The organism is Streptomyces sp. NPDC005706, from assembly GCF_040631045.1.
GTDB lineage: Bacteria > Actinomycetota > Actinomycetes > Streptomycetales > Streptomycetaceae > Streptomyces.
The window spans coordinates 244,810-269,590 of the sequence record NZ_JBEXYS010000001.1 but is presented as its reverse complement, the minus strand read 5'-3'; the positions used below and the strand labels follow the sequence as shown (position 1 = coordinate 269,590).

Here is a 24,781-nt window from a genome sequence, read left to right as displayed (position 1 = left end):
GCGGCATGGGTCGGTCATTGCCATAAACTGGCAAACACGAGAGATCGCTCGCGTTTCCCAAGAATGCGAGCGACCACTCGCGTTTGTCAATCGCCTTCGAAGGGCTGGGGATAACGCGTGTCCGACACCTCGGAGAACGAGCAGCCGCGCCGCCGTCAGGCACGCGGCGAACGCCGCATCGCCCAGCTCCTCCAGGCCGCCGCCCAGGTCTTCTGCACCACCGGCTACACCGCCGCCAGCACCAACGCCATCGCCCGCGAGGCGGGCGTCTCGCCGGGCACGCTCTACCAGTTCTTCCCGAACAAGGAAGCGATCGCGATCGAGCTGGGCGACCGCCTGATGCACGAGATGCGGGAGACCTACGGCGAGGCGCTGGCCCCGGTCGATCCCGCCACCCCGCTGGAGGAGGCCATCGGCTCGGCCGTCGACCGGTTCATGGCCTTCAACACCGAGCACCCGGTGTTCTTCGCGCTGATGCACGGACCCGACCTGCCCGGCGGGATCACGGAGGCGCACGACCAGCTGCACGCGACCCTGATCGGCCGCGTCGAGGGCCTGCTCGCCTCGCTGCTGCCCGAGGCCCCGCCGGCCGACCTCACCCGCACGGCACACGTCTGCCTCGGCATCTACAAGGCCGGACTCGAGCTGGTCCTGGCCCACGAGGGAGCCGAGCGCACCGCCTACGTGCAGGAGGTCAAGAACGTGCTCGTCCGCTACCTCGAACCTCTGGTGGGCGACCGGCTCGGCCGCGCCTGACCCCACAGGGTCACCCGGACTGCGGCAGAAGGCGCACCTGCTTAGGGTGCGGATAAATCGCCCCGCAGCAGTCCGAGGGGGACCCACGTGACCCACTCCCCGCCGCCCGGCAGGCCCCGGGCCCGCATCCCCGGCCCGCAGCAGCCGCCACCGCCGTTCCCCCGCATCGGCGCGGGCTTGTGGCGGCGCTGCCTCAAGGGGGGCCTCGCCCTGTGGGCGCTGACCGCGGTGGCTACGTACACGACACGCGACGTCGCGCCGCTGCCCGCCCTCGTCCTGCTCGGCGGCTTCCTGATCCCCGTCGTCTTCGTACTGTGGGCGTACGAGCGGCACGGCCGGGACCTGGGCGTCAGCGCGGTCCTCGGCTGCTTCCTGGCCGGCGGCGCGCTCGGGGTGCCCGGCGCCGTGCTGATGGAGTCCCATCTGCTCCACCCCTCCCTGGGGCGGTTCACCTGTGTCGCCCTGGCCGAGGAGGCGGCCAAGCTCGGCGCACTGGCCTTCGCGCTGCGCCGGCAGCCGGGCCTGCGCGGGGCGCGGGCCGGGCTGGTGCTCGGCGCGGCCGTCGGCCTCGGTTTCGCGGCGTTGGAGAGCTGCGCCTACGCCTTCGACGCGGTGCTCCTCTCCGACGCCGCCGATCTGCGGGTGGTGCTGGAGACGGAGTTCCCGCGCGAGCTGCTCGCCCCGCTCGGGCACGGACTGTGGACCGCGATCGCGGGCGCCGCGCTGCTGTCCCAGCGCCGCCCGAACGGGCGCTTCCGCCTCGCCGCGCCGGTGGCCGGCACCTGGCTCGGCGTCTGCGTGCTGCACGCTGCGTGGGACGCCACGCGCGGCGTCGCCGGCCGGCTGGTGACACGGGTGTACGGCACCGAAGCCGTCCCGGGGCCGTTCGGGCAGCCGTACCTCCCGCGGACCGGCGCGGGACAGGAGCACCTGTTCACGTTGCTCTCGGCGGGCGGCCTGGTACTCGTCGCCCTGCTCGGCGTCGCCTGGGTGTGGTCGCTGGCCCCCGGAGATGCTTGGAGAAATACCCCCTAGGGGTATAGTGTGGTGAACATGGGAGTTCCACCGCGAGCCCCACTGGCCCCACCTGCCTCGACGAGGAGTAACGACATGACCGCCCAGACCGACACTTCGGGCTCCGTCACCACCGTCTACAAGGTGACCGGCATGAGCTGCGGCCACTGCGAGGGATCCGTCTCCGGCGAGATCTCCGGGATCCCGGGTGTCAGCTCGGTGAAGGCCGTCGCGTCCACCGGCGAGGTGACCGTCGTCTCCGTGGCCCCGCTCGACGACGAGGCCGTCCGCGCCGCCGTGGACGAGGCCGGCTTCGAGCTCGCCGGCCGGGCCTGAGAAAAACCCTCTCCCTTCCCCGACCGGGCCGTTCCGACCAGCTGATACTGGATCCGTACGGCCCGGTCCGATGTCTGGAGTCCGGACATGACCAGCACCACCGCCCAGCCGGCGAGCGCGATAGGCGACACCTCGGAGGTCGAGCTGCTCATCGGCGGGATGACCTGCGCCTCCTGCGCCGCGCGGGTGGAGAAGAAGCTCAACCGCATGGACGGCGTGAGCGCCTCCGTGAACTACGCGACCGAGAAGGCGAAGGTCAGCTACGCCGGGGACGTCCAGGTCGCCGACCTGATCGCGACCGTGGTGAAGACCGGCTACACCGCCGAGGAACCCCCGCCCCCGGAGCCCGAACCCGCGGCCGCCGAGACCCCCCGGGGCGCCGGCCAGGACCCGGAACTCGGCGCCCTGCGGCACCGCCTGCTGGTCTCCGCGCTGCTCGCCGCCCCGGTCGTCCTGCTCGCGATGGTCCCCGCCCTGCAGTTCGACAACTGGCAGTGGCTCTCGCTCACCCTCGCCGCACCGGTCGTGGTCTGGGGCGGAGCTCCGTTCCACCGGGCCGCCTGGACCAACCTCCGGCACGGCGCCGCGACCATGGACACGCTCGTCTCGGTCGGCACCCTGGCCGCCTTCGGCTGGTCGCTGTGGGCCCTCTTCTTCGGCGACGCGGGCATGCCCGGCATGCACGACGAGTTCCGGTTCACCATCTCCCGCATGGACGGCGCATCCACCATCTATCTGGAGGTCGCCTCCGGAGTCGTGACGCTGATCCTGCTCGGGCGCTATCTGGAGGCCCGCTCCAAGCGGCGCGCCGGGGCCGCCCTGAAGGCGCTGATGGAGCTGGGCGCCAAGGACGTGGCGCTACTGCGTGACGGGCGCGAGGTGCGGATCCCGGTGGCCTCCCTGGCCGTCGGCGACCGGTTCGTCGTCCGGCCCGGCGAGAAGATCGCCACCGACGGCACGGTCGCCGAGGGCGTCTCCGCGGTGGACGCGTCCATGCTGACCGGCGAGTCGGTGCCGGTGGACGTCGGGCCCGGCGACCGGGTCACCGGCGCCACCGTCAACGCCGGCGGCCGGCTGGTGGTCGAGGCGACCCGGGTCGGCGCCGACACCCAGCTCGCCCGGATGGCGAAGCTGGTGGAGGACGCGCAGAACGGCAAGGCCGAGGTGCAGCGGCTCGCCGACCGGATCTCCGCCGTGTTCGTCCCGGTGGTCATCCTCATCGCGCTCGGCACCTTCGGCGCCTGGCTGGGTGTCACCGGCGACACCGTCGCCGCGTTCACCGCCGCCGTCGCCGTCCTGATCATCGCCTGCCCCTGCGCGCTGGGCCTCGCCACCCCGACCGCGCTGATGGTCGGCACCGGCCGGGGCGCCCAGCTCGGCATCCTGATCAAGGGCCCGGAGGTGCTGGAGTCCACGCGCCGCGTCGACACGGTCGTCCTGGACAAGACCGGGACGGTCACCACCGGACGGATGACCCTTCAGGAGGTGTACGCCGCCGACGGGGAGGACGAGAAGGAGCTGCTGCGGCTCGCGGGCGCTCTGGAGCACGCCTCCGAGCACCCCGTCGCCCGGGCGATCGCCGCGGGCGCCGAGGAACGCCTGCACGGGGCGATCGCGCAGCGCTCTCCGGCAGGGGCGGTGGCGGGCGACGGGTGGGGCCTGCCGGCCGTGGAGCACTTCGAGAACGTCCCAGGCCGGGGCGTACGCGGACGTGTGGCGGGCCGTGAGGTGTCCGTGGGGCGGCTCTACGACGAGCTGCCCGAGGAGCTGGCACACGCCCGGGAGGCGGCCGAGCGGGACGGGCGCACCGCCGTCACCGTCGGCTGGGACGGGCGGGCCCGCGGGGTGCTCGCCGTCGCCGACGCGGTGAAGGAGACCAGCGCGGAGGCGGTGCGCGAGCTGCGCGCGCTCGGACTCACGCCGGTGCTGCTCACCGGGGACAACCGGACGGTCGCCGAGTCGGTCGCCCGTACGGTCGGCATCGACGAGGTGATCGCCGAGGTGCTCCCCGAGGACAAGGTGGCCGTCGTACGGCGGCTGCGGAGCGAGGGCCGGACCGTGGCCATGGTCGGCGACGGCGTCAACGACGCGGCCGCCCTCGCCACCGCCGATCTGGGGCTGGCGATGGGAACCGGCACGGACGCGGCGATCGAGGCCGGCGACCTGACCCTGGTCCGCGGCGACCTGCGGGTGGCCGCGGACGCGATCCGGCTCTCCCGGCGCACCCTCACCACCATCAAGGGCAACCTGGTGTGGGCCTTCGGCTACAACGTGGCCGCGCTGCCGCTGGCCGCCGCGGGACTGCTGAACCCGATGATCGCGGGCGCCGCGATGGCGTTCTCCTCGGTGTTCGTGGTGACCAACAGCCTGCGGCTGCGCGGCTTCCACTGAACTCGCACAGGGTTACCGGCGGTTAGCCGCAGTTGAAGTGGCAGTCCCCCTGGAGTCGGGCGCGAGCCTCACATAAGCTCTTCACAAGGCTCGCGCATCTTCCTTACGCTTGGGTCCCGATCGTCGTATCGGGGCTCTTGCGCACCTAAAGGACAAATGCAAGAGACGCAGATCACAGTGACGCGAACGTAACCATCGAAGGGGTTCGAAGGTCTAAGTTGGCGATGTCAGTCCAGCGTCTTGGGGGGCGCTGACTGGCATCTGGGGATGTCTTGGGGGACTTCCTCAGAGATGCGTTGCCGGGGCACGTACACCGGGAAGCTTTGAGCGGCCCTCCCAGCGTGCGTTGTCCCGGCAGATCGCACCGCGTCACTGGAGCACGACGGGTTCTGCCCGTGGTGTTCAGACAGCGAATTCAGGCGCTGTCCTCTCCGAGCGCCCGGCCGGATCCCGTGGGGGGAATCCGCACCGGGACATGGGAAGGCGCCCTGGTCGTCGGCCCGTGGGGGGACCGGCGTCAGGGCGCCTTCCGCTTTTCGCTCATCACCGTCGGCTCAGGGCCCGCCCTTGACGGCAGGCCCTGTGCGGCGGGCGGGGCACCGGATCGGCGCCCCTCGACCGGCAGGTGCTCAGCGCTCCTCGACCGGCACGAAGTCGCGCTCCACCACGCCCGTGTAGATCTGGCGCGGGCGGCCGATGCGGGAGCCCGGCTCCTTGATCATCTCGTGCCACTGGGCGATCCAGCCCGGCAGACGGCCGAGGGCGAACAGGACCGTGAACATCTCGGTCGGGAAGCCCATGGCCCGGTAGATCAGACCGGTGTAGAAGTCGACGTTCGGGTAGAGGTTGCGCGAGACGAAGTAGTCGTCGGAGAGCGCGTGCTCCTCCAGCTTGAGCGCGATGTCCAGCAGCTCGTCGGACTTGCCGAGGGCGGACAGCACGTCGTGCGCGGCGGCCTTGATGATCTTCGCGCGCGGGTCGAAGGACTTGTAGACCCGGTGGCCGAAGCCCATCAGGCGGACGCCGTCCTCCTTGTTCTTCACCTTGCGGATGAAGGAGTCGACGTCGCCGCCGTTGGCCTGGATGCCCTCGAGCATCTCCAGGACGGACTGGTTGGCGCCGCCGTGCAGCGGGCCCCACAGGGCGTTGATGCCGGCCGAGATCGACGCGAACATGTTCGCCTGCGACGAGCCGACCAGGCGGACCGTGGACGTCGAACAGTTCTGCTCGTGGTCAGCGTGCAGGATCAGCAGCTTGTCGAGCGCGGAGACGACGACCGGGTCGAGCTCGTACTCCTGCGCGGGGACCGAGAAGGTCATGCGGAGGAAGTTCTCGACGTAGCCGAGGTCGTTGCGCGGGTAGACGAACGGGTGGCCGATCGACTTCTTGTACGCGTACGCCGCGATGGTCGGGAGCTTCGCGAGCAGGCGGATCGTGGAGAGGTTGCGCTGCTTCTCGTCGAACGGGTTGTGGCTGTCCTGGTAGAAGGTGGACAGCGCCGAGACGACCGAGGACAGCATGGCCATCGGGTGGGCGTCGCGCGGGAAGCCCTTGTAGAAGTTCTTGACGTCCTCGTGCAGCAGGGTGTGCCGCGTGATGTCGCCCTTGAACGTGGTCAGCTCGTCGACGGTCGGCAGCTCACCGTTGATCAGCAGGTAGGCCACCTCCAGGAAGGTGGAGCGCTCGGCCAGCTGCTCGATCGGGTAGCCGCGGTACCGGAGGATGCCCGCCTCACCGTCGAGGTAGGTGATGGCGGATTTATAGGCGGCCGTGTTGCCGTAACCGCTGTCCAGAGTCACCAGACCGGTCTGGGCGCGGAGCTTCCCGATGTCGAAGCCCTTGTCACCGACGGTGCTGTCGACCACCGGGTAGGTGTACTCGCCGTCGCCGTACCGCAGTACTACAGAGTTGTCGCTCACGTCTTCCCTCACCGACGTAGTGCCTCATCTTCGAGGTGCCCTGACTGTCTCTACCATCCCCCATTTGGCTCAGGAGAGTGCACTCGGGGTCGACCATTGGGCCCATCGGCGGCACTCAGTGCCGCCAACCTGCTCATCCTGCCCGCTTCGACCGGTAACCGGAAGTGCTCTGTGACCTTCGTGACTCATTTGATCGATCATTTTTTGTGACGCGTGTCGGAGCCGCTGGTCAGAGGCGCTCAGGAACCGCGGAGCCGGAAGTCCAGAGCCGTGCAGCGCCGGCCCGCCGACACCGTGCGCACCGCCTGTCCGATCGCTTTGCGTGAACCCACGAGTACCACCAGCCGTTTCGCCCGTGTCACCGCCGTGTACAGCAGGTTCCGCTGGAGCATCATCCACGCCCCGGTGGTGACGGGGATCACCACGGCGGGATACTCGCTGCCCTGCGACCGGTGGATGGTCACCGCGTACGCGTGGGCCAGTTCGTCCAGTTCGTCGAAGTCGTAGGGAACCTCCTCGTCCTCGTCGGTCAGCACCGTCAGACGCTGGTCGACCGGGTCGAGCGAGGTGACCACGCCCACGGTGCCGTTGAAGACACCGTTCTCCCCCTTCTCGTAATTGTTGCGGATCTGGGTGACCTTGTCGCCGACACGGAAGACCCGGCCACCGAACCGCTTCTCCGGCAGCTCGGGCCGGCCCGGTGTGATGGCCTGCTGGAGCAGCCCGTTGAGGGTGCCGGCGCCGGCCGGGCCCCGGTGCATCGGGGCGAGCACCTGCACGTCCCGGCGCGGGTCCAGGCCGAACCGGGCCGGGAGCCGGCGGGCGGCCACGTCCACGGTGAGCCGGCCGGCCTCCTCGGTGTCGTCCTCGACGAAGAGGAAGAAGTCCTTCAGCCCGTCGGTGAGCGGGTGCTGCCCGGCGTTGATGCGGTGCGCGTTGGTGACGACGCCGGACTGCTGGGCCTGCCGGAAGACCCGGGTGAGCCGCACCGCCGGCACCGGGCCGCCCTCGGCGAGCAGATCGCGCAGCACCTCCCCGGCGCCGACGCTGGGCAACTGGTCGACGTCGCCGACGAAGAGCAGGTGGGCCCCCGGCGGCACGGCCTTGACCAGCTTGTTGGCGAGCAGCAGGTCCAGCATCGAGGCCTCGTCCACGACCACCAGATCGGCGTCCAGCGGGCGGTCCCGGTCGTAGGCCGCGTCGCCGCCGGGCTTGAGCTCCAGCAGCCGGTGGACCGTGGAGGCCTCGGCGCCGGTCAGCTCGGCCAGCCGCTTGGCGGCCCGCCCGGTGGGCGCGGCGAGCAGCACCTTGGCGCGCTTGGCGCGGGCCAGCTCCACGATCGAGCGGACCGTGAAGGACTTGCCGCAGCCGGGGCCGCCGGTGAGCACGGCGACCTTCTCGGTCAGCGCGAGCCGTACGGCGGCCTCCTGCTCGGGGGCGAGGTCGGCGCCGGTGCGGCCCCTGAGCCAGCCGAGCGCCTTGTCCCAGGCCACGTCCCGGAAGGCGGGCATGCGGTCCTCCGGCGTGCGCAGCAGCCGCAGCAGCTGGGCCGACAGGGAGAGTTCGGCGCGGTGGAAGGGCACCAGGTAGACGGCGGTCACGGGCTCCGCGTCGCCGTCCGGGCCGGGCACCTTCTCCCGGACGACGCCCGGGTCCTCGCCCTCCTCGGGCGGCCCGGCCAGTTCGGCGAGGCACTCGATGACCAGGCCGGTGTCGACCTGGAGCAGCTTCACCGCGTCCGCGATCAGCCGTTCCTCCGGCAGGAAGCAGTGGCCCTGGTCCGCGGACTGCGACAGGGCGTACTGCAGGCCCGCCTTCACGCGCTCGGGGCTGTCGTGCGGGATGCCGACGGACCGGGCGATCCGGTCGGCGGTGAGGAAGCCGATGCCCCAGACGTCGGAGGCCAGCCGGTAGGGCTGGTTCTTCACGACCGAGATGGACGCGTCGCCGTACTTCTTGTAGATCCGTACGGCGATGGAGGTCGAGACCTCGACGGTCTGGAGGAAGAGCATGACCTCCTTGATCGCCTTCTGTTCCTCCCAGGCGTCGGCGATCTTCTTGGTCCGCTTGGGGCCGAGGCCGGGGACCTCGATCAGCCGCTTCGGCTCCTCCTCGATGACCGCGAGGGTGTCCAGGCCGAAGTGCTGGGTGATGCGGTGGGCGAAGACCGGGCCGATGCCCTTGACCAGCCCCGATCCCAGGTAGCGGCGGATGCCCTGGACGGTGGCGGGCAGGACGGTCGTGAAGTTCTCGCAGACGAACTGCTTGCCGTACTGCGGGTGCGAGCCCCAGCGGCCCTCCATCCGGAGGGACTCCCCGACCTGGGCGCCGAGCAGCGCGCCGACCACCGTCAGGAGATCCGCGCCGCCCCGGCCGGTGTCGACGCGGGCGACGGTGTAGCCGTTCTCCTCGTTGGCGTAGGTGATCCGCTCCAGCACGCCTTCGAGCACGGCGAGCCGCCGCTCGCCCGTGGGGTTCCCCGCCTGTTGAGCCATGACCCGAAGGTACCGGCCGGGTCTGACATCACGATCCGGTCTCAGGAACCCGTCGAGGGGTTGATTTGCACGCGTGTAATCGATTCCAATCCTTCGTGCATGTCGATGTAATCGATTCCATGAGTTCCACAAGGAGGTGGAGCCCGCGATGGCGAGCATCAAGGACGTCGCCGCCGCGGCGGGCGTCTCGGTCGCCACGGTGTCGCGCGTCCTGAACGAGCACCCGTCGGTCAGCGCGGACGCACGCACACGCGTGCTGGCCGCCGTCGAGGCGCTGGGCTACCGCCCCAACGCCGTCGCCCGTTCCCTGCGCACCGACCAGACCCGCACCCTCGGCCTGGTCATCAGCGACGTCATGAACCCGTACTTCACCGAGCTGGCCCGCTCCGTCGAGGAGGAGGCCCGCGCGCTCGGCTACAGCGTGATCATCGGCAACGCCGACGAGCGGCCGGATCTCCAGGACCACCATGTGCGGACCCTGCTGGACCGCCGCATAGACGGCCTGCTGGTCTCCCCCACCGACGGCGGCTCCCCGCTGATGCTGGACGCCGCGCGCGCGGGGACGCCGATGGTCTTCGTCGACCGGTGGATCCCGGGCGTCGAGGTGCCCGTGGTGCGGGCCGACGGGCGGCGCGCCGTTCGGGACCTCGTCGCGCACCTGTACCGGCTCGGCCACCGGCGGCTCGCGATCATCTCCGGGCCCGCGGCCACCACCACCGGCAGCGAGCGCGTCGAGGCCTTCCGGGCCGCCCTGGCCGAGTACGGGCTGGACCTGCCGGACGCCTACACCGGCCAGGGCGACTTCCAGGCCGAGAGCGGCCGGCGGGTCACCGAGGGCTTCCTCGACCTGCCGGAGCCGCCCGAGGCGGTCTTCGCCGCGGACAACCTGATGGCGCTCGGCGCCCTGGACGCGATCCGCGCGCGCGGGCTGCGCGTCCCGGACGACATCGCGCTCGCCGCGTTCGACGACATCCGCTGGTTCGTGCACACCGATCCGCCGGTCACCGCGATCGCCCAGCCCACGGGCGAGCTGGGCCGGGCCGCCGTACGGGCCCTGGTGGACCGCATCGAGGGACGGCCCGGCGAGTCCGTCACCCTCCCCGCCCGCCTTGTCGTGCGCCGCTCGTGCGGCGCGCCCCCCGCCGAGAACCCCGTGACGAACAGGAGCGAGTCGTGAGCGACCAGGACGAGTTGCTGCGCATCGAGGGCATCCGGAAGACCTTCCCCGGCGTGGTGGCGCTGGACGCCGTCGACTTCGACCTGCGCCGGGGCGAGGTCCATGTGCTGCTCGGTGAGAACGGCGCGGGCAAGAGCACGCTGATCAAGATGCTCTCCGGTGCCTACACCCCCGACGCCGGGCGGATCCTCGTCGGCGGCGAGGAGGTGCGCATCCACGGTGCGCAGGACTCCGAACGCCTCGGGATCGCCACCATCTACCAGGAGTTCAACCTCGTTCCCGACCTGACGGTCGCCGAGAACATCTTTCTCGGCCGGCAGCCGCGCCGGTTCGGGCTGATCGACCGGAACCGGATGGAGGCCGACGCCGAGGTCCTGCTGAAGCGGGTCGGCGTGAACGTGTCCCCCCGCGCGCGGGTGCGCGAACTCGGCATCGCGCGTCTGCAGATGGTCGAGATCGCCAAGGCGCTCAGCCTGGACGCGCGCGTACTGATCATGGACGAGCCGACCGCCGTGCTCACCTCCGAGGAGGTCGACAAGCTCTTCCGCATCGTGCGCCAGTTGCGCGAGGACGGCGTCGGGATCGTGTTCATCACCCACCACCTGGAGGAGATCGCCGCCCTGGGCGACCGGGTCACCGTCATCCGGGACGGCAGGAGCGTCGGGCAGGTCCCGGCCGCCACACCGGAGGCCGAACTCGTCCGGCTCATGGTGGGCCGCGCCATCGAGCAGCAGTACCCGCGCCAACGGGCCGACCGGGGCGGCGCGCTGCTCAGCGTCGAGGGCCTGACCCGCGACGGCGTCTTCCACGACGTCAGCTTCGAGGTGCACGCCGGTGAGGTGGTCGGCATCGCCGGGCTGGTCGGCGCCGGCCGTACCGAGGTCGTCCGGGCGGTGTTCGGGGCGGACCGGTACGACAAGGGGGCCGTGAAGGTCGCCGGCACGGCGCTGAGGGGACACGACGTCAACGCCGCCATGGCGGCCGGCGTCGGACTGATCCCCGAGGACCGCAAGGGCCAGGGGCTGGTGCTCGACCAGTCGGTCGAGGAGAACCTCGGCCTGGTGACCATGCGCGCCGCCACGCGCGCGGGGCTCGTCGACCTCAAGGGCCAGCGCGAGGCCGCCGCGAGGATCGCCGGGCAGCTCGGCGTGCGGATGGCCGGACTCGGCCAGCACGTGCGGACCCTGTCCGGCGGCAACCAGCAGAAGGTCGTCATCGGCAAGTGGCTGCTGGCGGACACCAAGGTGCTGATCCTCGACGAGCCGACGCGCGGCATCGACGTCGGCGCCAAGGTCGAGATCTACCAGCTCATCAACGAACTCACCGCGGCCGGCGCCGCCGTACTCATGATCTCCAGCGATCTGCCCGAGGTGCTCGGCATGAGCGACCGGGTGCTGGTGATGGCCCAGGGCCGGGTCGCGGGCGAACTGTCCGCCGACGAGGCCACCCAGGACTCCGTGATGGCACTCGCCGTCAGCAACCCCACGACCGACAAGGAGGCCGCTCGTGGCCACTGACACGCTCAAGAGCACGACGGGCGCCGGTGGCGCCACGGCGGTACGCCGTCTGCTCCTGGAGAACGGCGCGCTGACCGCGCTGATCGTCCTCGTCATCGCCATGTCGGCGCTGTCGGGCGACTTCCTGACCACCGACAACCTGCTCAACGTAGGCGTCCAGGCGGCCGTGACCGCCGTCCTCGCCTTCGGCGTCACCTTCGTCATCGTCTCGGCGGGCATCGACCTGTCGGTCGGCTCGGTGGCGGCCCTTTCGGCCACCGTCCTCGCCTGGACCGCCACGTCGCACGGCGTACCGGTCGTCGTGGCGGTGCTGCTGGCCGTCGTGACCGGCATCGCCGCCGGACTCGTCAACGGCTTCCTCATCGCGTACGGCAAGCTCCCGCCGTTCATCGCGACGCTCGCCATGCTGTCGGTCGCCCGCGGTCTGTCACTGGTGATCTCCGGCGGCTCCCCGATCCCCTTCCCCGACTCCGTCTCGCACCTCGGTGACACGCTCGGCGGCTGGCTGCCGGTGCCGGTCCTCGTGATGATCGTGATGGGCCTGATCGCCGCCCTCGTGCTCGGCCGGACCTACATCGGCCGCTCGATGTACGCGATCGGCGGCAACGAGGAGGCCGCGCGTCTTTCCGGCCTGCGGGTGAAGAAGCAGAAGCTCGCCATCTACGCCCTGTCCGGCGTGTTCGCCGCCGTCGCGGGTGTCGTGCTCGCCTCCCGGCTGTCCTCCGCGCAGCCCCAGGCCGCCGACGGCTACGAGCTGGACGCGATCGCCGCGGTCGTGATCGGCGGCGCCTCGCTCGCGGGCGGCACCGGCAAGGCGTCCGGCACGCTGATCGGCGCGCTGATCCTGGCGGTGCTGCGCAACGGCCTGAACCTGCTGAACGTCTCCGCCTTCTGGCAGCAGGTCGTCATCGGCGTCGTGATCGCGCTGGCCGTGCTCTTCGACACGCTGCGCCGCAAGGCCGGCGCGGCCCCGGCGGCGGCCGGTGCCTCTCCCGGCGGCAAGGGCAGGCAGGCGGGGACATACGCGCTCGCGGCGGTCGTCACCGTGGCGATCGTCGGCGCGACCTCCTTCCTGCACAACGGCTCCTCCTCGTCCACGAACCCGAAGATGGGCCTGTCCCTGTCCACCCTCAACAACCCGTTCTTCGTGCAGATCCGGTCGGGTGCCCAGGCCGAGGCGAAGAAGCTGGGCGTGGACCTGACGGTGACGGACGCCCAGAACGACGCCTCGCAGCAGGCCAACCAGCTCCAGAACTTCACCAGCTCGAAGCTCGGCGCGATCATCGTCAACCCGGTGGACTCCGACGCGGCCGGCAACTCGGTGAAGGCCGCGGACAAGGCCGGTATCCCGGTCATCGCCGTCGACCGCGGGGTCAACAAGGCGACCGTGAACGCCCTGGTGGCCTCGGACAACGTGGCCGGCGGTGAACTGGCCGCGAAGACGGTCGCCGAGAAGCTCGGCGGCAAGGGGAAGATCGTCATCCTGCAGGGCCAGGCGGGCACCTCCGCCGCGCGTGAGCGGGCGGCGGGCTTCGCCAAGGGGCTGAAGTCCTACCCGGGCATCCAGGTCCTGGCCCAGCAGCCGGCCGACTTCGACCGCACCAAGGGGCTCGACGTGATGTCGAACCTGCTGCAGGCGCACCCCGACGTGCAGGGCGTCATCGCCGCCAACGACGAGATGGCCCTCGGCGCGATCAAGGCGCTGGGCGCCAAGGCCGGCCGGTCGGTCCAGGTGGTCGGCTTCGACGGCACCCCGGACGGACTGAAGGCGGTCGAGGGCGGCACCCTGTACGCGTCCGTGGCACAGCAGCCCAGCCAGCTCGGCCGGATCGCGGTCGACAACGCGCTGAAGGCGGTCCAGGGCAAGAAGGTCGGGGCGGCCGTCAAGGTGCCGGTGAAGGTGGTCACGAAGGAGAACGTGGCCGGGTTCACCGGCTGACATCGGCGAGCGGGCGGGCGGTCCTCGGGGCCGCCCGCCCCGGTCATCTCTCAGGGGAGTCAATTCCATGTACGACTACGACCTCCTGGTCGTGGGTTCGGCCAACGCCGACCTGGTGATCGGGGTCGAGCGGCGGCCGGCCGCCGGCGAGACGGTGCTGGGCGGCGACCTGGCCGTCCATCCGGGCGGCAAGGGCGGCAACCAGGCGGTCGCGGCCGCCCGGCTCGGCGCGCGCACGGCCCTGCTGGCCCGGGTCGGCGACGACGCGCACGGCCGGCTGCTGCTGGACGCGCAGCGGGCGGCCGGGGTGGACACGGCGGGCGTGCTGGTGGGCGGGGCGCCGACCGGTGTCGCGCTGATCACCGTCGATCCCTCCGGGGACAACAGCATCGTGGTGTCGCCCGGGGCCAACGCCCGGCTCACCCCGGCGGACGTGCGGGAGGCCACCGGTCTGCTGCGCGCCTCGCGGGTGGTGTCGGCGCAGCTGGAGATCCCGCTGGAGACGGTCGTGGAGGTCGTACGGAACCTGGCGGACGGCAGCCGGTTCGTGCTGAACCCGTCCCCGCCGCGCGCGCTGCCCGCGGAGGTGCTGGCGGCCTGCGATCCGCTGATCGTCAACGAGCACGAGGCCAGGGTGCTCCTCGGTGAGGACGGCGCGAGCGGTGAACCGGCGGACTGGGCACCCCTGCTGCTGGCCCGGGGCCCGCGCTCGGTGGTGGTGACGCTCGGCGCGGCCGGGGCGCTGGTGTGCGACTCCTCCGGTGTCACCCGGGTGCCGTCGGTGCGGGTCGACGCGGTGGACACCACCGGCGCGGGCGACGCCTTCACGGCGGCCCTGGCCTGGAAGCTGGGCTCGGGCGCCGCGCTGCCGGACGCTGCGGCCTACGCGGCCCTGGTGGGCGCGGCGGCGGTGACGCGGCGCGGTGCGCAGGAGTCGTATCCGACGGCGGCGGAGGCCGAGGCACTCGGTGAGCGGGGCGGTGACCGGTGAAGCGGGCGGGCATTCTCAATCGTCATCTGGCCGGTGCGCTGGCCGCGCTGGGGCACGGTGACGGGGTGCTGGTGTGCGACGCGGGCATGCCGATACCGAACGGACCGCGCGTGGTGGACCTCGCCTTCCGCGCGGGTGTGCCCTCGTTCGCGGAGGTCCTGGACGGGCTGCTGGCCGAACTGGTGGTGGAGGGGGCCACGGCCGCCGAGGAGGTGCGGGACGCCAATCCGGCGGCGGGCGCGCTGCTGGACGGCCACTTCCCGGAGCTGGCGCTGGTGCCGCACGAGCGGCTGAAGGAGCTGTCGGCGGGGGCCCGGCTGGTGGTGCGCACGGGGGAGGCGCGGCCGTACGCGAACGTGCTGCTTCGGTGCGGGGTGTTCTTCTGAACCCCGCCTTCCGAAGCCCCGGGCGGCGGCGCCCGGACGTTTCGAGGGGGTGCGCCCGGTCCGTCGACCGGGCGCACCCCCTCGGCTTTCCCCTCCGTGCCGGAACCCCTCGATACCCCCCCGGGTCCCTCCCCAGGAGTTCCAGACGACCGGTTCGACACGGGATGCGGAAGGAGGGTTGTACGGGATCCGGAATTTCTTTACCGGATCACATGGGCGGCGAACCGCTCCGCCGTCTCGGCCAGCACTTCGCGGCCGTCCCGGGCCCACAGTCCCTCGTTGAACAGCTCGACCTCGATGGGTCCGGTGTAGCCGGCCGCCTCCACGTACCCCTTCCACTCCCGCATGTCGATCGAGCCGTCGCCGATCTGCCCGCGGCCGTTGAGGACGCCCTCGGGGAGCGGGGTGGTCCAGTCGGCGAGCTGGAAGGTGTGGATGCGGCCGCCCGCGCCCGCGCGGGCGATCTGTTCGGGCGCCCGGTCGTCCCACCACAGGTGGTAGGTGTCCACGGTCACGCCCACCTGGTGCGCGGGGAAGCGCTCGGCGAGGTCCAGGGCCTGGGCGAGGGTGGAGACCACGCAGCGGTCGGACGCGTACATGGGGTGCAGCGGTTCGATGGCGAGGCGTACGCCGTGCTCCTCGGCGTACGGCCCGAGTTCCGCGAGGGCGTCCGCGATGCGCTCGCGGGCCGCCCGCAGGTCCTTCGAGCCGGACGGCAGACCGCCGGAGACGAGGACCAGGGTGTCCGTGCCGAGGGTGGCGGCCTCGTCGATCGCGAGGCGGTTGTCGGCCAGGGCCGCCGCCCGCTCGCCCGGTCCGGTCGCAGTGAGGAAGCCGCCCCGGCACAGGGTCGTGACCGTCAGACCCGCGTCCCGCACCAGTTCGGCGGTCGCCTCCACGCCGTACGACTGGACGGGTTCGCGCCAGAGGCCCACGCCCGGCACGCCCAACCGTACGCAGGCGTCGACCAGTTCGGGCAGGGAGAGCTGCCTCACCGTCATCTGGTTGATGGAGAAGCGGGCGAGATCGGTGCGTGCGGGATCGGTGCTCACTGGTTCACCCCGTACAGCGACAGCAGGTTCCTCATGCGCTCCTCCGCCTGCTTCGGGTCGGGGAACAGGCCCAGGCCGTCGGCGAGTTCGTAGGCGCGGGCGAAGTGGGGCAGGGAGCGGGCCGACTGCAGGCCGCCGACCATCGTGAAGTGGCTCTGGTGGCCGGCCAGCCAGGCCAGGAACACGACTCCGGTCTTGTAGAAGCGGGTCGGGGCCTGGAAGAGGTGCCGGGACAGGGCCACGGTCGGATCGAGCAGGGCGCGGAAGCCGGCCGTGTCGCCCGTGTCGAGGACCCGTACCGCCTCGGCGGCCAGCGGGCCGAGCGGGTCGAAGATGCCGAGCAGGGCATGGCTGAAGCCCTGGTCGTCGCCCGCGATCAGCTCGGGGTAGTGGAAGTCGTCGCCGGTGTAGCAGCGGACGCCCCGCGGGAGCCGGCGGCGCAGCTCGACCTCGCGCCCGGCGTCGAGGAGGGAGACCTTGATGCCGTCGATCCTGTCGGGGTGGGCGGCGACGACCTCCAGGAAGGTCTCGGTGGCCGCGTCCAGGTCGGACGAGCCCCAGTAGCCCTCCAGCGCCGGGTCGAACATCGGGCCGAGCCAGTGCAGGACCACCGGCTCGGTGGCCTGGCGCAGGAGGTGGCCGTAGATCTCCAGGTAGTCCTCGGGGCCGCGCGCGGCGGACGCGAGCGCCCTGGACGCCATCAGGATCGCCTGCGCGCCCGCCTCCTCGACGACCGCGAGCTGCTCCTCGTACGCGGCGCGGATGGCGGCGAGGGTGCCGCCGGTGATCTGGTCGGTGCCGACGCCGCAGGCGATACGGCCGCCCACCGCCTTCGCCTCGGCGGCGGAGCGGCGGATCAGCTCGGCCGCGCCCGCCCAGTCCAGGCCCATGCCGCGCTGGGCGGTGTCCATCGCCTCGGCGACGCCGAGCCCGTGGGACCACAGGTGGCAGCGGAAGGCGAGGGTGGCGTCCCAGTCGACGGCGGCGGGCGAGTCGGGGGTGGCGTCGGCGAACGGGTCGGCCACGACGTGCGCCGCCGAGAAGACCGTACGGGAGGTGAAGGGGGTGCCGGAGGTGACGGCGAGCGGTTCGGTCCTGGGCTCGTACGTCCGCAGGCCCCCGTCCGCGTCCGGGAGTCGGATGGTCACAGCGAGATCTCCGGGACCTCGAGGCGGCGGCCCTCGGCCGAGGACTTGAGGCCCAGCTCGGCGAGCTGGACGCCACGGGCGCCGGCCAGCAGGTCCCAGTGGTACGGGGTGCCGGCGTGCACGTGCTTGAGGAACAGCTCCCACTGGGCCTTGAAGCCGTTGTCGAACTCCTGGTTGTCCGGGACCTCCTGCCACTGGTCGCGGAAGACCTCGGTGGCGGGGATGTCCGGGTTCCAGACCGGCTTGGGGGTGGCCGAGCGGTGCTGGACACGGCACCTGCGCAGGCCCGCGACCGCGGAGCCCTCGGTGCCGTCGACCTGGAACTCGACCAGTTCGTCGCGGTTGACGCGCACCGCCCAGGAGGAGTTGATCTGGGCGATCGCGCCGCCCTCGAGCTCGAAGACGCCGTACGCGGCGTCGTCCGCCGTCGCGTCGTAGGGCTTGCCGTTCTCGTCCCAGCGCTGCGGGACATGGGTGGTGGCCAGGGCCTGGACGGAGGTCACCCGGCCGAACAGCTCGTGCAGGACGTACTCCCAGTGCGGGAACATGTCGACGACGATGCCACCGCCGTCCTCGGCGCGGTAGTTCCAGGAGGGGCGCTGGGCCTCCTGCCAGTCGCCCTCGAAGACCCAGTAGCCGAACTCGCCCCGGACGGACAGGATCCGGCCGAAGAAGCCGCCGTCGACGAGCCGCTTCAGCTTGAGCAGTCCGGGCAGGAAGATCTTGTCCTGGACGACGCCGTGCCTGACGCCCTTCTCCCGGGCCAGCCGGGCGAGTTCGAGGGCGCCGTCGAGTCCGGTGGCGGTGGGCTTCTCGGTGTAGACGTGCTTGCCCGCCGCGATCGCCTTCCTGATGGCCTCCTCGCGGGCGGAGGTGACCTGGGAGTCGAAGTAGATGTCGACACTCGGGTCGGCGAGCACCGCGTCCAGGTCGGTGGAGACGTGCTCCAGGCCGTGCCGGTCGGCGATCTCCCGGAGGGCGTGCTCGCGGCGGCCGAGCAGGATCGGCTCGGGCCACAGCACGGTGCCGTCGCCGAGGTCGAGGCCGCCCTGCTCGCGCAGGGCGAGGATCGACCGGACGAGGTGCTGGCGGTAGCCCATGCGTCCGGTCACGCCGTTCATGGCGATACGCACCGTCTTGCGTGTCACGTGAGTCCCCTTCGTAACGCCGGGAGAGCCTTGATCGGCGGCGCCGGCGTCGTCATCATCAGCAAGTGCAGCAAGCGCTTTCTACGATGAGAAGCTAGCCTCTGCACGGGGCTCCGGACAAGACCGTGTCCTCTTCGAGTTGTTCGAGGGGGCGAACAAACAGCCTGGTTGGCCTTATGGTCTGCTCGGCACGGACGGAACCGTGACCGTGCCCGGCCTGTCTACGAGGACGTACGAGCACCAATGCGCGACCCCTTGCGCGACCGGAGGACGACGAGATGACGGTGACCCTGGCGGACGTGGCGGCCCGCGCACAGGTCTCCCCCGCGACGGTTTCGCGCGTACTGAACGGCAACTACCCGGTGGCCGCGTCCACCCGGGAGCGGGTGCTGCGGGCGGTCGACGAACTGGACTACGTCCTCAACGGCCCGGCCAGCGCGCTCGCGGCGGCCACCTCCGACCTCGTGGGCATCCTCGTCAACGACATCGCGGACCCGTTCTTCGGGATCATGGCGAGCGCGATACAGGCCGAGATCGGGGGGCCGGGCGGCCGGGCGGGCGGTGAGCGGCTGGCGGTCGTGTGCAACACCGGTGGCTCGCCGGAGCGGGAGCTGACGTACCTCACCCTGCTGCAGCGGCAGCGGGCCGCGGCGGTGGTGCTGACCGGCGGGGCCGTGGAGAACGAGCCGCACGCGGCGGCGGTCTCGGCCAAGCTGCGCAAGCTGGCCGAGGCGGGCACCCGGGTGGTGCTGTGCGGGCGGCCGCCCGCGCCGGACACCGAGGCCATCGCGCTGACCTTCGACAACCGCGGCGGCGCCCGCGCCCTGACGGACCACCTCATCGGCCTCGGCCACCGGCGGCTCGGCTACATCGCGGGCCCCGAGGAGCGCACCACCACCCGGCACCGGCTGGAGGGGCACCGGGCGGCACTCGAAGCGGCCGGCGTCGAGGAGGACCCGCGGTGGACGGTGTACGGCCGCTACGACCGCCGGTCCGGTCACGAGGCCACGCTGGAGCTGCTGCGCCGGGACCCGTCCCTGACGGCGATCGTCGCCGCGAACGACTCCGTCGCGCTGGGCGCGTGTGCCGCGCTGCGCGAGTCCGGGCTGCGCATCCCCGAGGACGTCTCGGTGGCCGGCTTCGACGACCTGCCGTTCAGCATCGACGCGGTGCCGTCGCTGACGACGGTGCGGCTGCCGCTGTCCGAGGCGGGCGCCCGGGCGGGGCGTATCGCCATGGGCCGCGAGGAGGCTCCGCCCGGGGGGATCGCCTCGGTGCGGGGGGAGTTGATGGTGCGGGGGTCCTCCGGGGTTCCGCGGGGCGCCCAGTAGCTCGGGTTCGCCGGAGTCTGGGCGGGTGCGGGTCGGTGGGGGTTGTTCGCGCAGTTCCCCGCGCCCCTTCTTGTGTGAGCGAGTGACTTGTGGGCGCCCAGTAGCTCGGGGGCTTGGGTCCTTGGGCGGGTGCGGGTTCGTGGGGGTTGTTCGCGCAGTTCCCCGCGCCCCTTTGGGGTGGGCGGATGTCTTTTTTTGGGGGGCCAGTGGGTTGCTGGGCGCGCGGTTCCCTGTGCCCCTCTTGGGCTCGGCGGCGTTGGGTTGTGGGCCTAGGCTCGGTGGCATGGGTTCTAGTGCTTCGCTGCGTGCGCCGGTGGCCGGTGATCTCGGCTGGATCGTGCAGCGCAACGGTGCTCTGTACGCGGCCGAGTACGGCTGGAACGCCGAGTACGAGGGGCTGGTGGCGCGGATCGTCGCCGACTTCGCCGAGGACCACGACCCGCGTCTGGAGCGGGTGTGGATCGCCGAGCTGGACGGCCGGGCGGTGGGGTGCGTGATGTGTGTGCGGGATTCGGCTCCGGCCACCGCGCGGCTGCGGCTGCTGCTCGTCGAGCCCTCCGCGCGCGGGCACGGGATCGGCGACCGGCTGGTGCGCGCCGTCGTCGGTTTCGCGCGCGAGGCCGGCTACCGGGACCTGGTGCTGTGGACCAACGACGTGCTCGGCGGGGCCCGGCGTCTGTACCGGCGGCACGGCTTCGTGCTCGTCGCCGAGAAGCCGCACCGTTCCTTTGGCAAGGATCTGGTCGGCCAGGACTGGCGGTTGGATCTCCGCGGATCGGGCACCTGACGAGTAGGGTCCGAGCATGAAGCTGGCGTTCTCCACTCTCGGTGTCCCCGGCCTGCCCATCCCCGATGTCCTGGCGCTCGCGACCGCGCACGGTTACCACGGTGTGGAACTGCGCGCCCATCCCGAGGAGCCCGTGCACCCGGGTCTGTCTCCCGCCGAGCGGGCGGATGCGGCCGCACTGTTCAAAGCGGCCGGAATCGAACTGCTCGGCCTTGCCGGATACACGCGCGTCGCCGCTCCCGGCGACGACGCCCCCGTTCTCGACGACATCCGACTGCTCCTGCAACTCGCCCACGATCTGGGCGCCCCGTTCGTCCGGGTCTTCCCCGGCGCCGATCCGGACCGGCCCCGCGAGGAGTCCGACGCCCTCGCCGCCCGGCGGCTCGGTGCCGCCGCCGAGGACGCCGCCGCGCTCGGCGTCCGGATCCTGCTGGAGACCCACGACTCGCACCGCACCGGCGCCGACGTGATCCGCGTGCTGGGCCCCGTCGGGCACCGACAGGTGGGCGCGCTGTGGGACGTGATGCACACCTGGCTGGGCGGCGAACAGCCCGCCGACAGCTATGCGGCGCTCGCCCCGCACCTGGGATACGTCCAGGTCAAGGACATCGCCTCGGCCGAGGACAGCTCCCCGCTGCCGCTCGGTGCGGGCGTCCTGCCGCTCACCGAGTGCGTGGACGTGCTGTGCCGCAACGGCTGGGACGGCTGGCTGTGCTGGGAGTACGAGAAGCGCTGGCACGAGTCCGCCACCCCGCTCCCCGACCTCCTGACCGCCGGCCGCGACCACCTCGTACGCCTGCTCGGCGAGGCGGCCTAGCCGTACCGGGTCAACGCCGAGCGGTTCGGCGACGACCCGCGCACCCTCGGCCTGTTCCTGTCGGCCCTCGCGGTGGGCGGCGTCACGGCGACGGCCCTGTCCGGCTCGCTGACCCGGCTCGGCAGGCCGGGCGCGGTGATGCTGTGCGCCTCCGGCACCTGGGGCGTGGCGCTGGTCCTGTTCGGGCTGTCGAGCAGCCCCTGGGCCGGCCTCGCCCTGCTCACCCTGGCGGGGGCGGCGGACGCCACCGCGGTCGTCTCCCGCTCCACGATCGTGCAGACCCGCACCCCGGACGCGCTGCTGGGCCGGGTCACGGCGGCCGAGCAGATCGTCGGCCAGGCGGGCCCCAGCCTCGGCAATGTGCGCGGCGGTCTGCTCGCGGGCTTCAGTTCCGGGGCGACGGCTCTGGTCAGCGGCGGCCTGATGTGCGTCCTCGCGGTGGCGGCGGTCGCGGCGGCGACCCCCGAACTGCGGGAAGGGGCCGGGGAGCTTCCCGTTCCGGAGGCGCCCTGAGAGCGGCACGGCGGCCGCCCGGCGCCACCCGGGGGCGGCCTGCTCCCCCGGGCGCCCCCGTCCGGCGTGGCCCCGGACTCGGGCCACGCCGGACACGCGGGGCGCCTTCCGCCCTTCACGGGCGGGCGTTCGCGTCCGGTGCGCGGCGGACGTCTAGTACGTCAGCCCGTACCCCAGGGGGTACAGCTCCCGCGCCGGATCGTCCGCCCGCTGCACCGGCACCGGGAGCCTGCCGTGCGGTGCCACCCGGCCGGCGATCACCCGTGCGGCGGCGCGCAGTTCGACGTCGGTCCAGGAGTAGGTCGCCAGGAATCCCTTGACGGCGGGGAGCTGGGCGACGTCGTAGGGGTTCCGGACGGCGACGGCCACCACCGGTTTCCCGGTGGCGAGCAACTGCTCCACCAGGGTCCGCTGGCTGCTGCCCGACGTCACGTTGTACGTGGCCACGACCACCGCGTCGGCGTCCCGCGCGGCCGTCACCGCCTTGCCGATGACCGTCGCGGAGGGCGCGGTGCCGGTGGACAGGGCGGTGGCGGTGAAGCCGAGTTCGGTGAGGGCGGCCGCCAGGACCGTGGTGGGCGGTCCGGTGGTGCCGGACGGGGAGGCCGGGTCGGCGCCGACGACGAGGACCCCGGGCCGGTCGCGGTGGTCGAGCGGGAGGACGCGGTCCTCGTTGACGAGCAGGGTCGTGGTGCGCTCGGCGATCCGGTCGGCGGCGGCCAGATGGGCCTTGGTGCCCACCGTGCGGTCGACGCCGGCCCCGGTGACGTAGGGCGGCCGGTCGAGGAGTCCGAGCCGGTCCTTCAGCCGCAGGATGCGCAGGATCGATTCGTCCAGGCGGGCCTCGGTCAGCTCGCCGTCCTGGACGGCCTTGAGCACCGCGTGCCACGCGACGTCCAGCGACGGCGGGTTGAGGAGCTGGTCGACACCGGCCTTCAGGGCGAGCACCGGCACCCGGTCGTCGCCGTACTTGGTGCGCACGCCCTCCATGCCGAGCGAGTCGGTGACCACGACGCCGTCGTAGCCGAGTTCACCGCGCAGGATGCCGGTGAGGATGGGGTGGGAGAGGGTGGCCGGGTCGCCGGCGTCGTCGAGGGCCGGGAACTGCAGGTGCGCGGTCATGATCGAGTCGATGCCCGCCGCGATCGCCGCCCGGAAGGGCACCGCGTCCAGCCTCTCCCACAGCTCCCGGCTGTGCGTGATGACCGGGAAGCCGGTGTGGCTGTCGACGGCGGTGTCCCCGTGGCCGGGGAAGTGCTTGGCGGTCGCCGCGACCGCGGAGGCCTGATAGCCCTTCACCTCGGCGGCCACCAGCCGGGCCACCGCCTCCGGGTCGGCCCCGAAGGACCGTACGCCGATGACCGGGTTGGCCGGGTTGACGTTCACGTCGGCGTCGGGGCTGTAGTCCTGGTTGATGCCCAGGGCGCGCAGTTCGGCGCCGGAGACGCGGCCGAGGGTGTGGGCGTCGGCGGGGCGGCCGCCCGCGCCGATCGCCATCGCGCCGGGGAACAGTGTGGCCGGCTGCCCCACCCGGCAGACGATGCCGTGCTCCTGGTCGGTGGCGATGAGCACCGGCAGGCCGCGGGGCTGTCCCAGGGAGGCCTTCTGGATGCCGTTGGACAGGTCGGCGATCTGGTGCGGGTCCCGGGTGTTGTGGGCCCAGGTGAAGTAGATGATGCCGCCGACCCGGTACTTCGCGATCAGCTCGGCGGCCGTGCGGACCCCGATCTCCGCGAGGTTGGCGTCGATGTCGGCCTGGTCGGGGGCGGTGGCGGAGTGGCCGTAGACCCGCATCACGAAGAGCTGGCCGACCTTCTCCTCCAGCGACATGCGGGAGATGAGGGCGCGCAGCCTGGTGTCGCCGGAGGCGGCGGCGTGGGCGGTGGCCGGTACGGTCAGCGCGGCCGTGATGCCCGCGGTGGCGGCGAGAACGGTCCGTCTGGACGGCCGCGGGGTGTTTCCCGTGCTTCCCGTGCTGCTGTCGTGCACGCGTGCTCCTTCCGGAGGAGAACCGCTGAAGGAAACTTCCAAGGAGCCACCAATATCCGGGAAGTTTCTTTCCGTCAAGGGAACGCACAGGAAGCCGCGATGAGCCGCCGCCGGCGCTCGGGAGGGGGGCGCGCCGACGGCGGCGGCCGCCCGGCCCGGTGCGGCGGAGAGGGTGCGCCGGCCTCGCGTCCGGGGCCGGCACCGCACCGCGGGCTCGTTCGGCGGCCTGAGCGTTGGACGGCAGCGGGTGGCGACGGGTTCCGTCCGGGCGGACGGCCGCACGGGTGAGTTTCGGCGACCCGCCGCACCGGTGAGTTTTCGTCGCCCGGGGAGTCTGCACCACAGTGGCCGATGACACGGGAGGAACCATGGCTCAACTGCTGAGAGTGCAGAACTTCAACGTCTCGAGTGACGGGATCGCCGCCGGGGAGGACCAGAGTTTCGAGCAGCCGTTCGGCCTGGCCGGTGCCGAGCGGCTCTTCGGCTGGGCCGGGGCAACGGCGAGCTGGCCCAACCGCACCGACCCCGGGGGCAGCCGGGGGCTCGACGACTACTTCACGCGGGACTTCGCCCACGGCATCGGGGCGGAGATCATGGGCCGCAACAAGTTCGGACCGCAGCGCGGGCCCTGGCAGGACCACGAGTGGCGCGGCTGGTGGGGTGAGGAACCCCCGTTCCGCACGCCGGTGTTCGTCATGACCCACCACCCGCGTCCCTCGTTCACGCTCTCGGACACCACGTTCCACTTCGTCGACGGCGATCCGGCGACGGTCCTGGAGCAGGCGCGCGAGGCGGCGCGGGGCGAGGACGTCCGGCTCGGCGGCGGGGTGACCACCGTCCGGCAGTTCCTGGACGCCGACCTGGTGGACACCCTGCACGTGGCGGTCTCGCCGGTGAAGTTCGGGTCCGGGCTCCGGCTCTGGGAGTCGCCGGACGAGCTGCTCGACCGCTTCCACCTGGAGGTCGTGCCCAGCCCGAGCGGCGTGACGCACCACCTGTTCTGGCGGAGGTGACGGCGGGCGCCGGACACCGTCGTCCCGGCGCCGGGCGGTGCCGGCCCCTCCGTGTCGAGGGA

At 72.1% G+C, this 24,781-nt stretch carries 18 protein-coding genes and 2 pseudogenes; 14 read left to right on the top strand and 6 right to left on the bottom strand.

The genetic code is table 11. The annotated features are described in order from the left end of the window. The first annotated feature begins 117 nt into the window (after window positions 1-117). The 4 genes from ABZ478_RS01185 (at window position 118) to ABZ478_RS01170 (ending at window position 4,497) form a co-directional block, all read left to right on the top strand. Window positions 118-756, top strand: coding sequence for a TetR family transcriptional regulator (locus tag ABZ478_RS01185; RefSeq protein WP_359544422.1), 639 nt, complete (start codon window positions 118-120; stop codon window positions 754-756). An 87-nt stretch (window positions 757-843) separates the two neighbouring features. Further along, entirely contained in the window at window positions 844-1,791 is a 948-nt protein-coding gene (locus tag ABZ478_RS01180) for a PrsW family glutamic-type intramembrane protease (RefSeq protein WP_359544421.1), read from the top strand. Window positions 1,792-1,866: 75 nt separating this feature from the next. Further along, window positions 1,867-2,106 (top strand): heavy-metal-associated domain-containing protein, encoded by a 240-nt coding sequence (locus ABZ478_RS01175; RefSeq protein WP_359544420.1) that lies wholly within the window; start codon window positions 1,867-1,869, stop codon window positions 2,104-2,106. Between the two features lie 87 nt (window positions 2,107-2,193). Continuing rightward, window positions 2,194-4,497 carry a heavy metal translocating P-type ATPase gene (locus ABZ478_RS01170; RefSeq protein WP_359544419.1) on the top strand — a complete coding sequence of 768 codons (2,304 nt, stop codon included), beginning with the start codon at window positions 2,194-2,196 and terminating at the stop codon, window positions 4,495-4,497. Between the two features lie 629 nt (window positions 4,498-5,126). On the opposite strand, the gene ABZ478_RS01165 is transcribed toward ABZ478_RS01170, so the two are convergent. Then, a complete protein-coding gene (locus ABZ478_RS01165; protein ID WP_199210623.1) occupies window positions 5,127-6,416 on the bottom strand; it encodes a citrate synthase in 1,290 nt (429 codons plus the stop codon). Between the two features lie 239 nt (window positions 6,417-6,655). Further along, window positions 6,656-8,911 carry an ATP-dependent RecD-like DNA helicase gene (locus ABZ478_RS01160; RefSeq protein WP_359544418.1) on the bottom strand — a complete coding sequence of 752 codons (2,256 nt, stop codon included), beginning with the start codon at window positions 8,909-8,911 and terminating at the stop codon, window positions 6,656-6,658. Window positions 8,912-9,059: 148 nt separating this feature from the next. On the opposite strand from ABZ478_RS01160, the gene ABZ478_RS01155 reads away from it, so the two are divergent. The 5 genes from ABZ478_RS01155 (at window position 9,060) to rbsD (ending at window position 14,921) form a co-directional block, all read left to right on the top strand. Next, entirely contained in the window at window positions 9,060-10,088 is a 1,029-nt protein-coding gene (locus ABZ478_RS01155; protein WP_359544417.1) for a LacI family DNA-binding transcriptional regulator, read from the top strand. After that, entirely contained in the window at window positions 10,085-11,605 is a 1,521-nt protein-coding gene (locus tag ABZ478_RS01150; RefSeq protein ID WP_359544416.1) for a sugar ABC transporter ATP-binding protein, read from the top strand. The genes ABZ478_RS01155 and ABZ478_RS01150 overlap by 4 nt, the downstream gene beginning before the upstream one ends. After that, entirely contained in the window at window positions 11,595-13,544 is a 1,950-nt protein-coding gene (locus tag ABZ478_RS01145; RefSeq protein ID WP_359544415.1) for a substrate-binding domain-containing protein, read from the top strand. The genes ABZ478_RS01150 and ABZ478_RS01145 overlap by 11 nt, the downstream gene beginning before the upstream one ends. 67 nt (window positions 13,545-13,611) lie before the next feature. Beyond that, window positions 13,612-14,535 carry a ribokinase gene (locus tag ABZ478_RS01140; RefSeq protein ID WP_359544414.1) on the top strand — a complete coding sequence of 308 codons (924 nt, stop codon included), beginning with the start codon at window positions 13,612-13,614 and terminating at the stop codon, window positions 14,533-14,535. Next, window positions 14,532-14,921 (top strand): D-ribose pyranase, encoded by a 390-nt coding sequence (gene rbsD / locus ABZ478_RS01135; protein ID WP_359544413.1) that lies wholly within the window; start codon window positions 14,532-14,534, stop codon window positions 14,919-14,921. The genes ABZ478_RS01140 and rbsD overlap by 4 nt, the downstream gene beginning before the upstream one ends. A gap of 200 nt (window positions 14,922-15,121) precedes the next feature. Here the strand turns inward: rbsD and ABZ478_RS01130 are convergent, their stop codons facing one another. The 3 genes from ABZ478_RS01130 to ABZ478_RS01120 are packed head-to-tail and all read right to left on the bottom strand — an operon-like array spanning window position 15,122 to window position 18,269. Beyond that, complete coding sequence (locus tag ABZ478_RS01130; RefSeq protein ID WP_359544982.1) at window positions 15,122-15,922, bottom strand: sugar phosphate isomerase/epimerase family protein; 801 nt, start codon at window positions 15,920-15,922, stop codon at window positions 15,122-15,124. Window positions 15,923-15,969: 47 nt separating this feature from the next. Next, complete coding sequence (locus tag ABZ478_RS01125) at window positions 15,970-17,121, bottom strand: dihydrodipicolinate synthase family protein (RefSeq protein WP_359544412.1); 1,152 nt, start codon at window positions 17,119-17,121, stop codon at window positions 15,970-15,972. After that, window positions 17,118-18,269 carry a Gfo/Idh/MocA family oxidoreductase gene (locus ABZ478_RS01120; RefSeq protein ID WP_359544411.1) on the bottom strand — a complete coding sequence of 384 codons (1,152 nt, stop codon included), beginning with the start codon at window positions 18,267-18,269 and terminating at the stop codon, window positions 17,118-17,120. Before ABZ478_RS01120 ends, ABZ478_RS01125 begins: the two co-directional genes overlap by 4 nt. A 278-nt stretch (window positions 18,270-18,547) precedes the next feature. On the opposite strand from ABZ478_RS01120, the gene ABZ478_RS01115 reads away from it, so the two are divergent. From ABZ478_RS01115 to ABZ478_RS01100, 4 genes and pseudogenes are all read left to right on the top strand, one after another. After that, window positions 18,548-19,600, top strand: coding sequence for a LacI family DNA-binding transcriptional regulator (locus ABZ478_RS01115; protein WP_359544410.1), 1,053 nt, complete (start codon window positions 18,548-18,550; stop codon window positions 19,598-19,600). Between the two features lie 319 nt (window positions 19,601-19,919). Next, window positions 19,920-20,387: pseudogene (locus ABZ478_RS01110) on the top strand (GNAT family N-acetyltransferase); the annotation flags it as partial. A gap of 16 nt (window positions 20,388-20,403) precedes the next feature. After that, entirely contained in the window at window positions 20,404-21,204 is an 801-nt protein-coding gene (locus tag ABZ478_RS01105) for a sugar phosphate isomerase/epimerase family protein (protein WP_359544409.1), read from the top strand. Between the two features lie 9 nt (window positions 21,205-21,213). Further along, window positions 21,214-21,717, top strand: a pseudogene (locus ABZ478_RS01100) (MFS transporter); the annotation flags it as partial. A gap of 153 nt (window positions 21,718-21,870) precedes the next feature. Here the strand turns inward: ABZ478_RS01100 and ABZ478_RS01095 are convergent. Further along, window positions 21,871-23,706 carry a glycoside hydrolase family 3 protein gene (locus ABZ478_RS01095; RefSeq protein ID WP_359544408.1) on the bottom strand — a complete coding sequence of 612 codons (1,836 nt, stop codon included), beginning with the start codon at window positions 23,704-23,706 and terminating at the stop codon, window positions 21,871-21,873. Window positions 23,707-24,074: 368 nt separating this feature from the next. Here ABZ478_RS01095 and ABZ478_RS01090 point away from each other — a divergent pair, with 368 nt between their 5' ends. Next, complete coding sequence (locus ABZ478_RS01090) at window positions 24,075-24,719, top strand: dihydrofolate reductase family protein (protein ID WP_359544407.1); 645 nt, start codon at window positions 24,075-24,077, stop codon at window positions 24,717-24,719. The last annotated feature ends 62 nt before the right edge of the window (window positions 24,720-24,781 follow it).

Excerpts from the sequence above, each read along its gene's own strand:
- ABZ478_RS01175 (WP_359544420.1), top strand. The coding sequence starts at position 1,867 with ATGACCGCCCAGACCGACACTTCGGGCTCCGTCACCACCGTCTACAAG.
- ABZ478_RS01170 (WP_359544419.1), top strand. The coding sequence starts at position 2,194 with ATGACCAGCACCACCGCCCAGCCGGCGAGCGCGATAGGCGACACCTCG.
- ABZ478_RS01160 (WP_359544418.1), bottom strand. The coding sequence starts at position 8,911 with ATGGCTCAACAGGCGGGGAACCCCACGGGCGAGCGGCGGCTCGCCGTG.
- ABZ478_RS01155 (WP_359544417.1), top strand. The coding sequence starts at position 9,060 with ATGGCGAGCATCAAGGACGTCGCCGCCGCGGCGGGCGTCTCGGTCGCC.
- ABZ478_RS01140 (WP_359544414.1), top strand. The coding sequence starts at position 13,612 with ATGTACGACTACGACCTCCTGGTCGTGGGTTCGGCCAACGCCGACCTG.
- ABZ478_RS01130 (WP_359544982.1), bottom strand. The coding sequence starts at position 15,922 with ATGACGGTGAGGCAGCTCTCCCTGCCCGAACTGGTCGACGCCTGCGTA.
- ABZ478_RS01115 (WP_359544410.1), top strand. The coding sequence starts at position 18,548 with ATGACGGTGACCCTGGCGGACGTGGCGGCCCGCGCACAGGTCTCCCCC.
- ABZ478_RS01105 (WP_359544409.1), top strand. The coding sequence starts at position 20,404 with ATGAAGCTGGCGTTCTCCACTCTCGGTGTCCCCGGCCTGCCCATCCCC.
- ABZ478_RS01090 (WP_359544407.1), top strand. The coding sequence starts at position 24,075 with ATGGCTCAACTGCTGAGAGTGCAGAACTTCAACGTCTCGAGTGACGGG.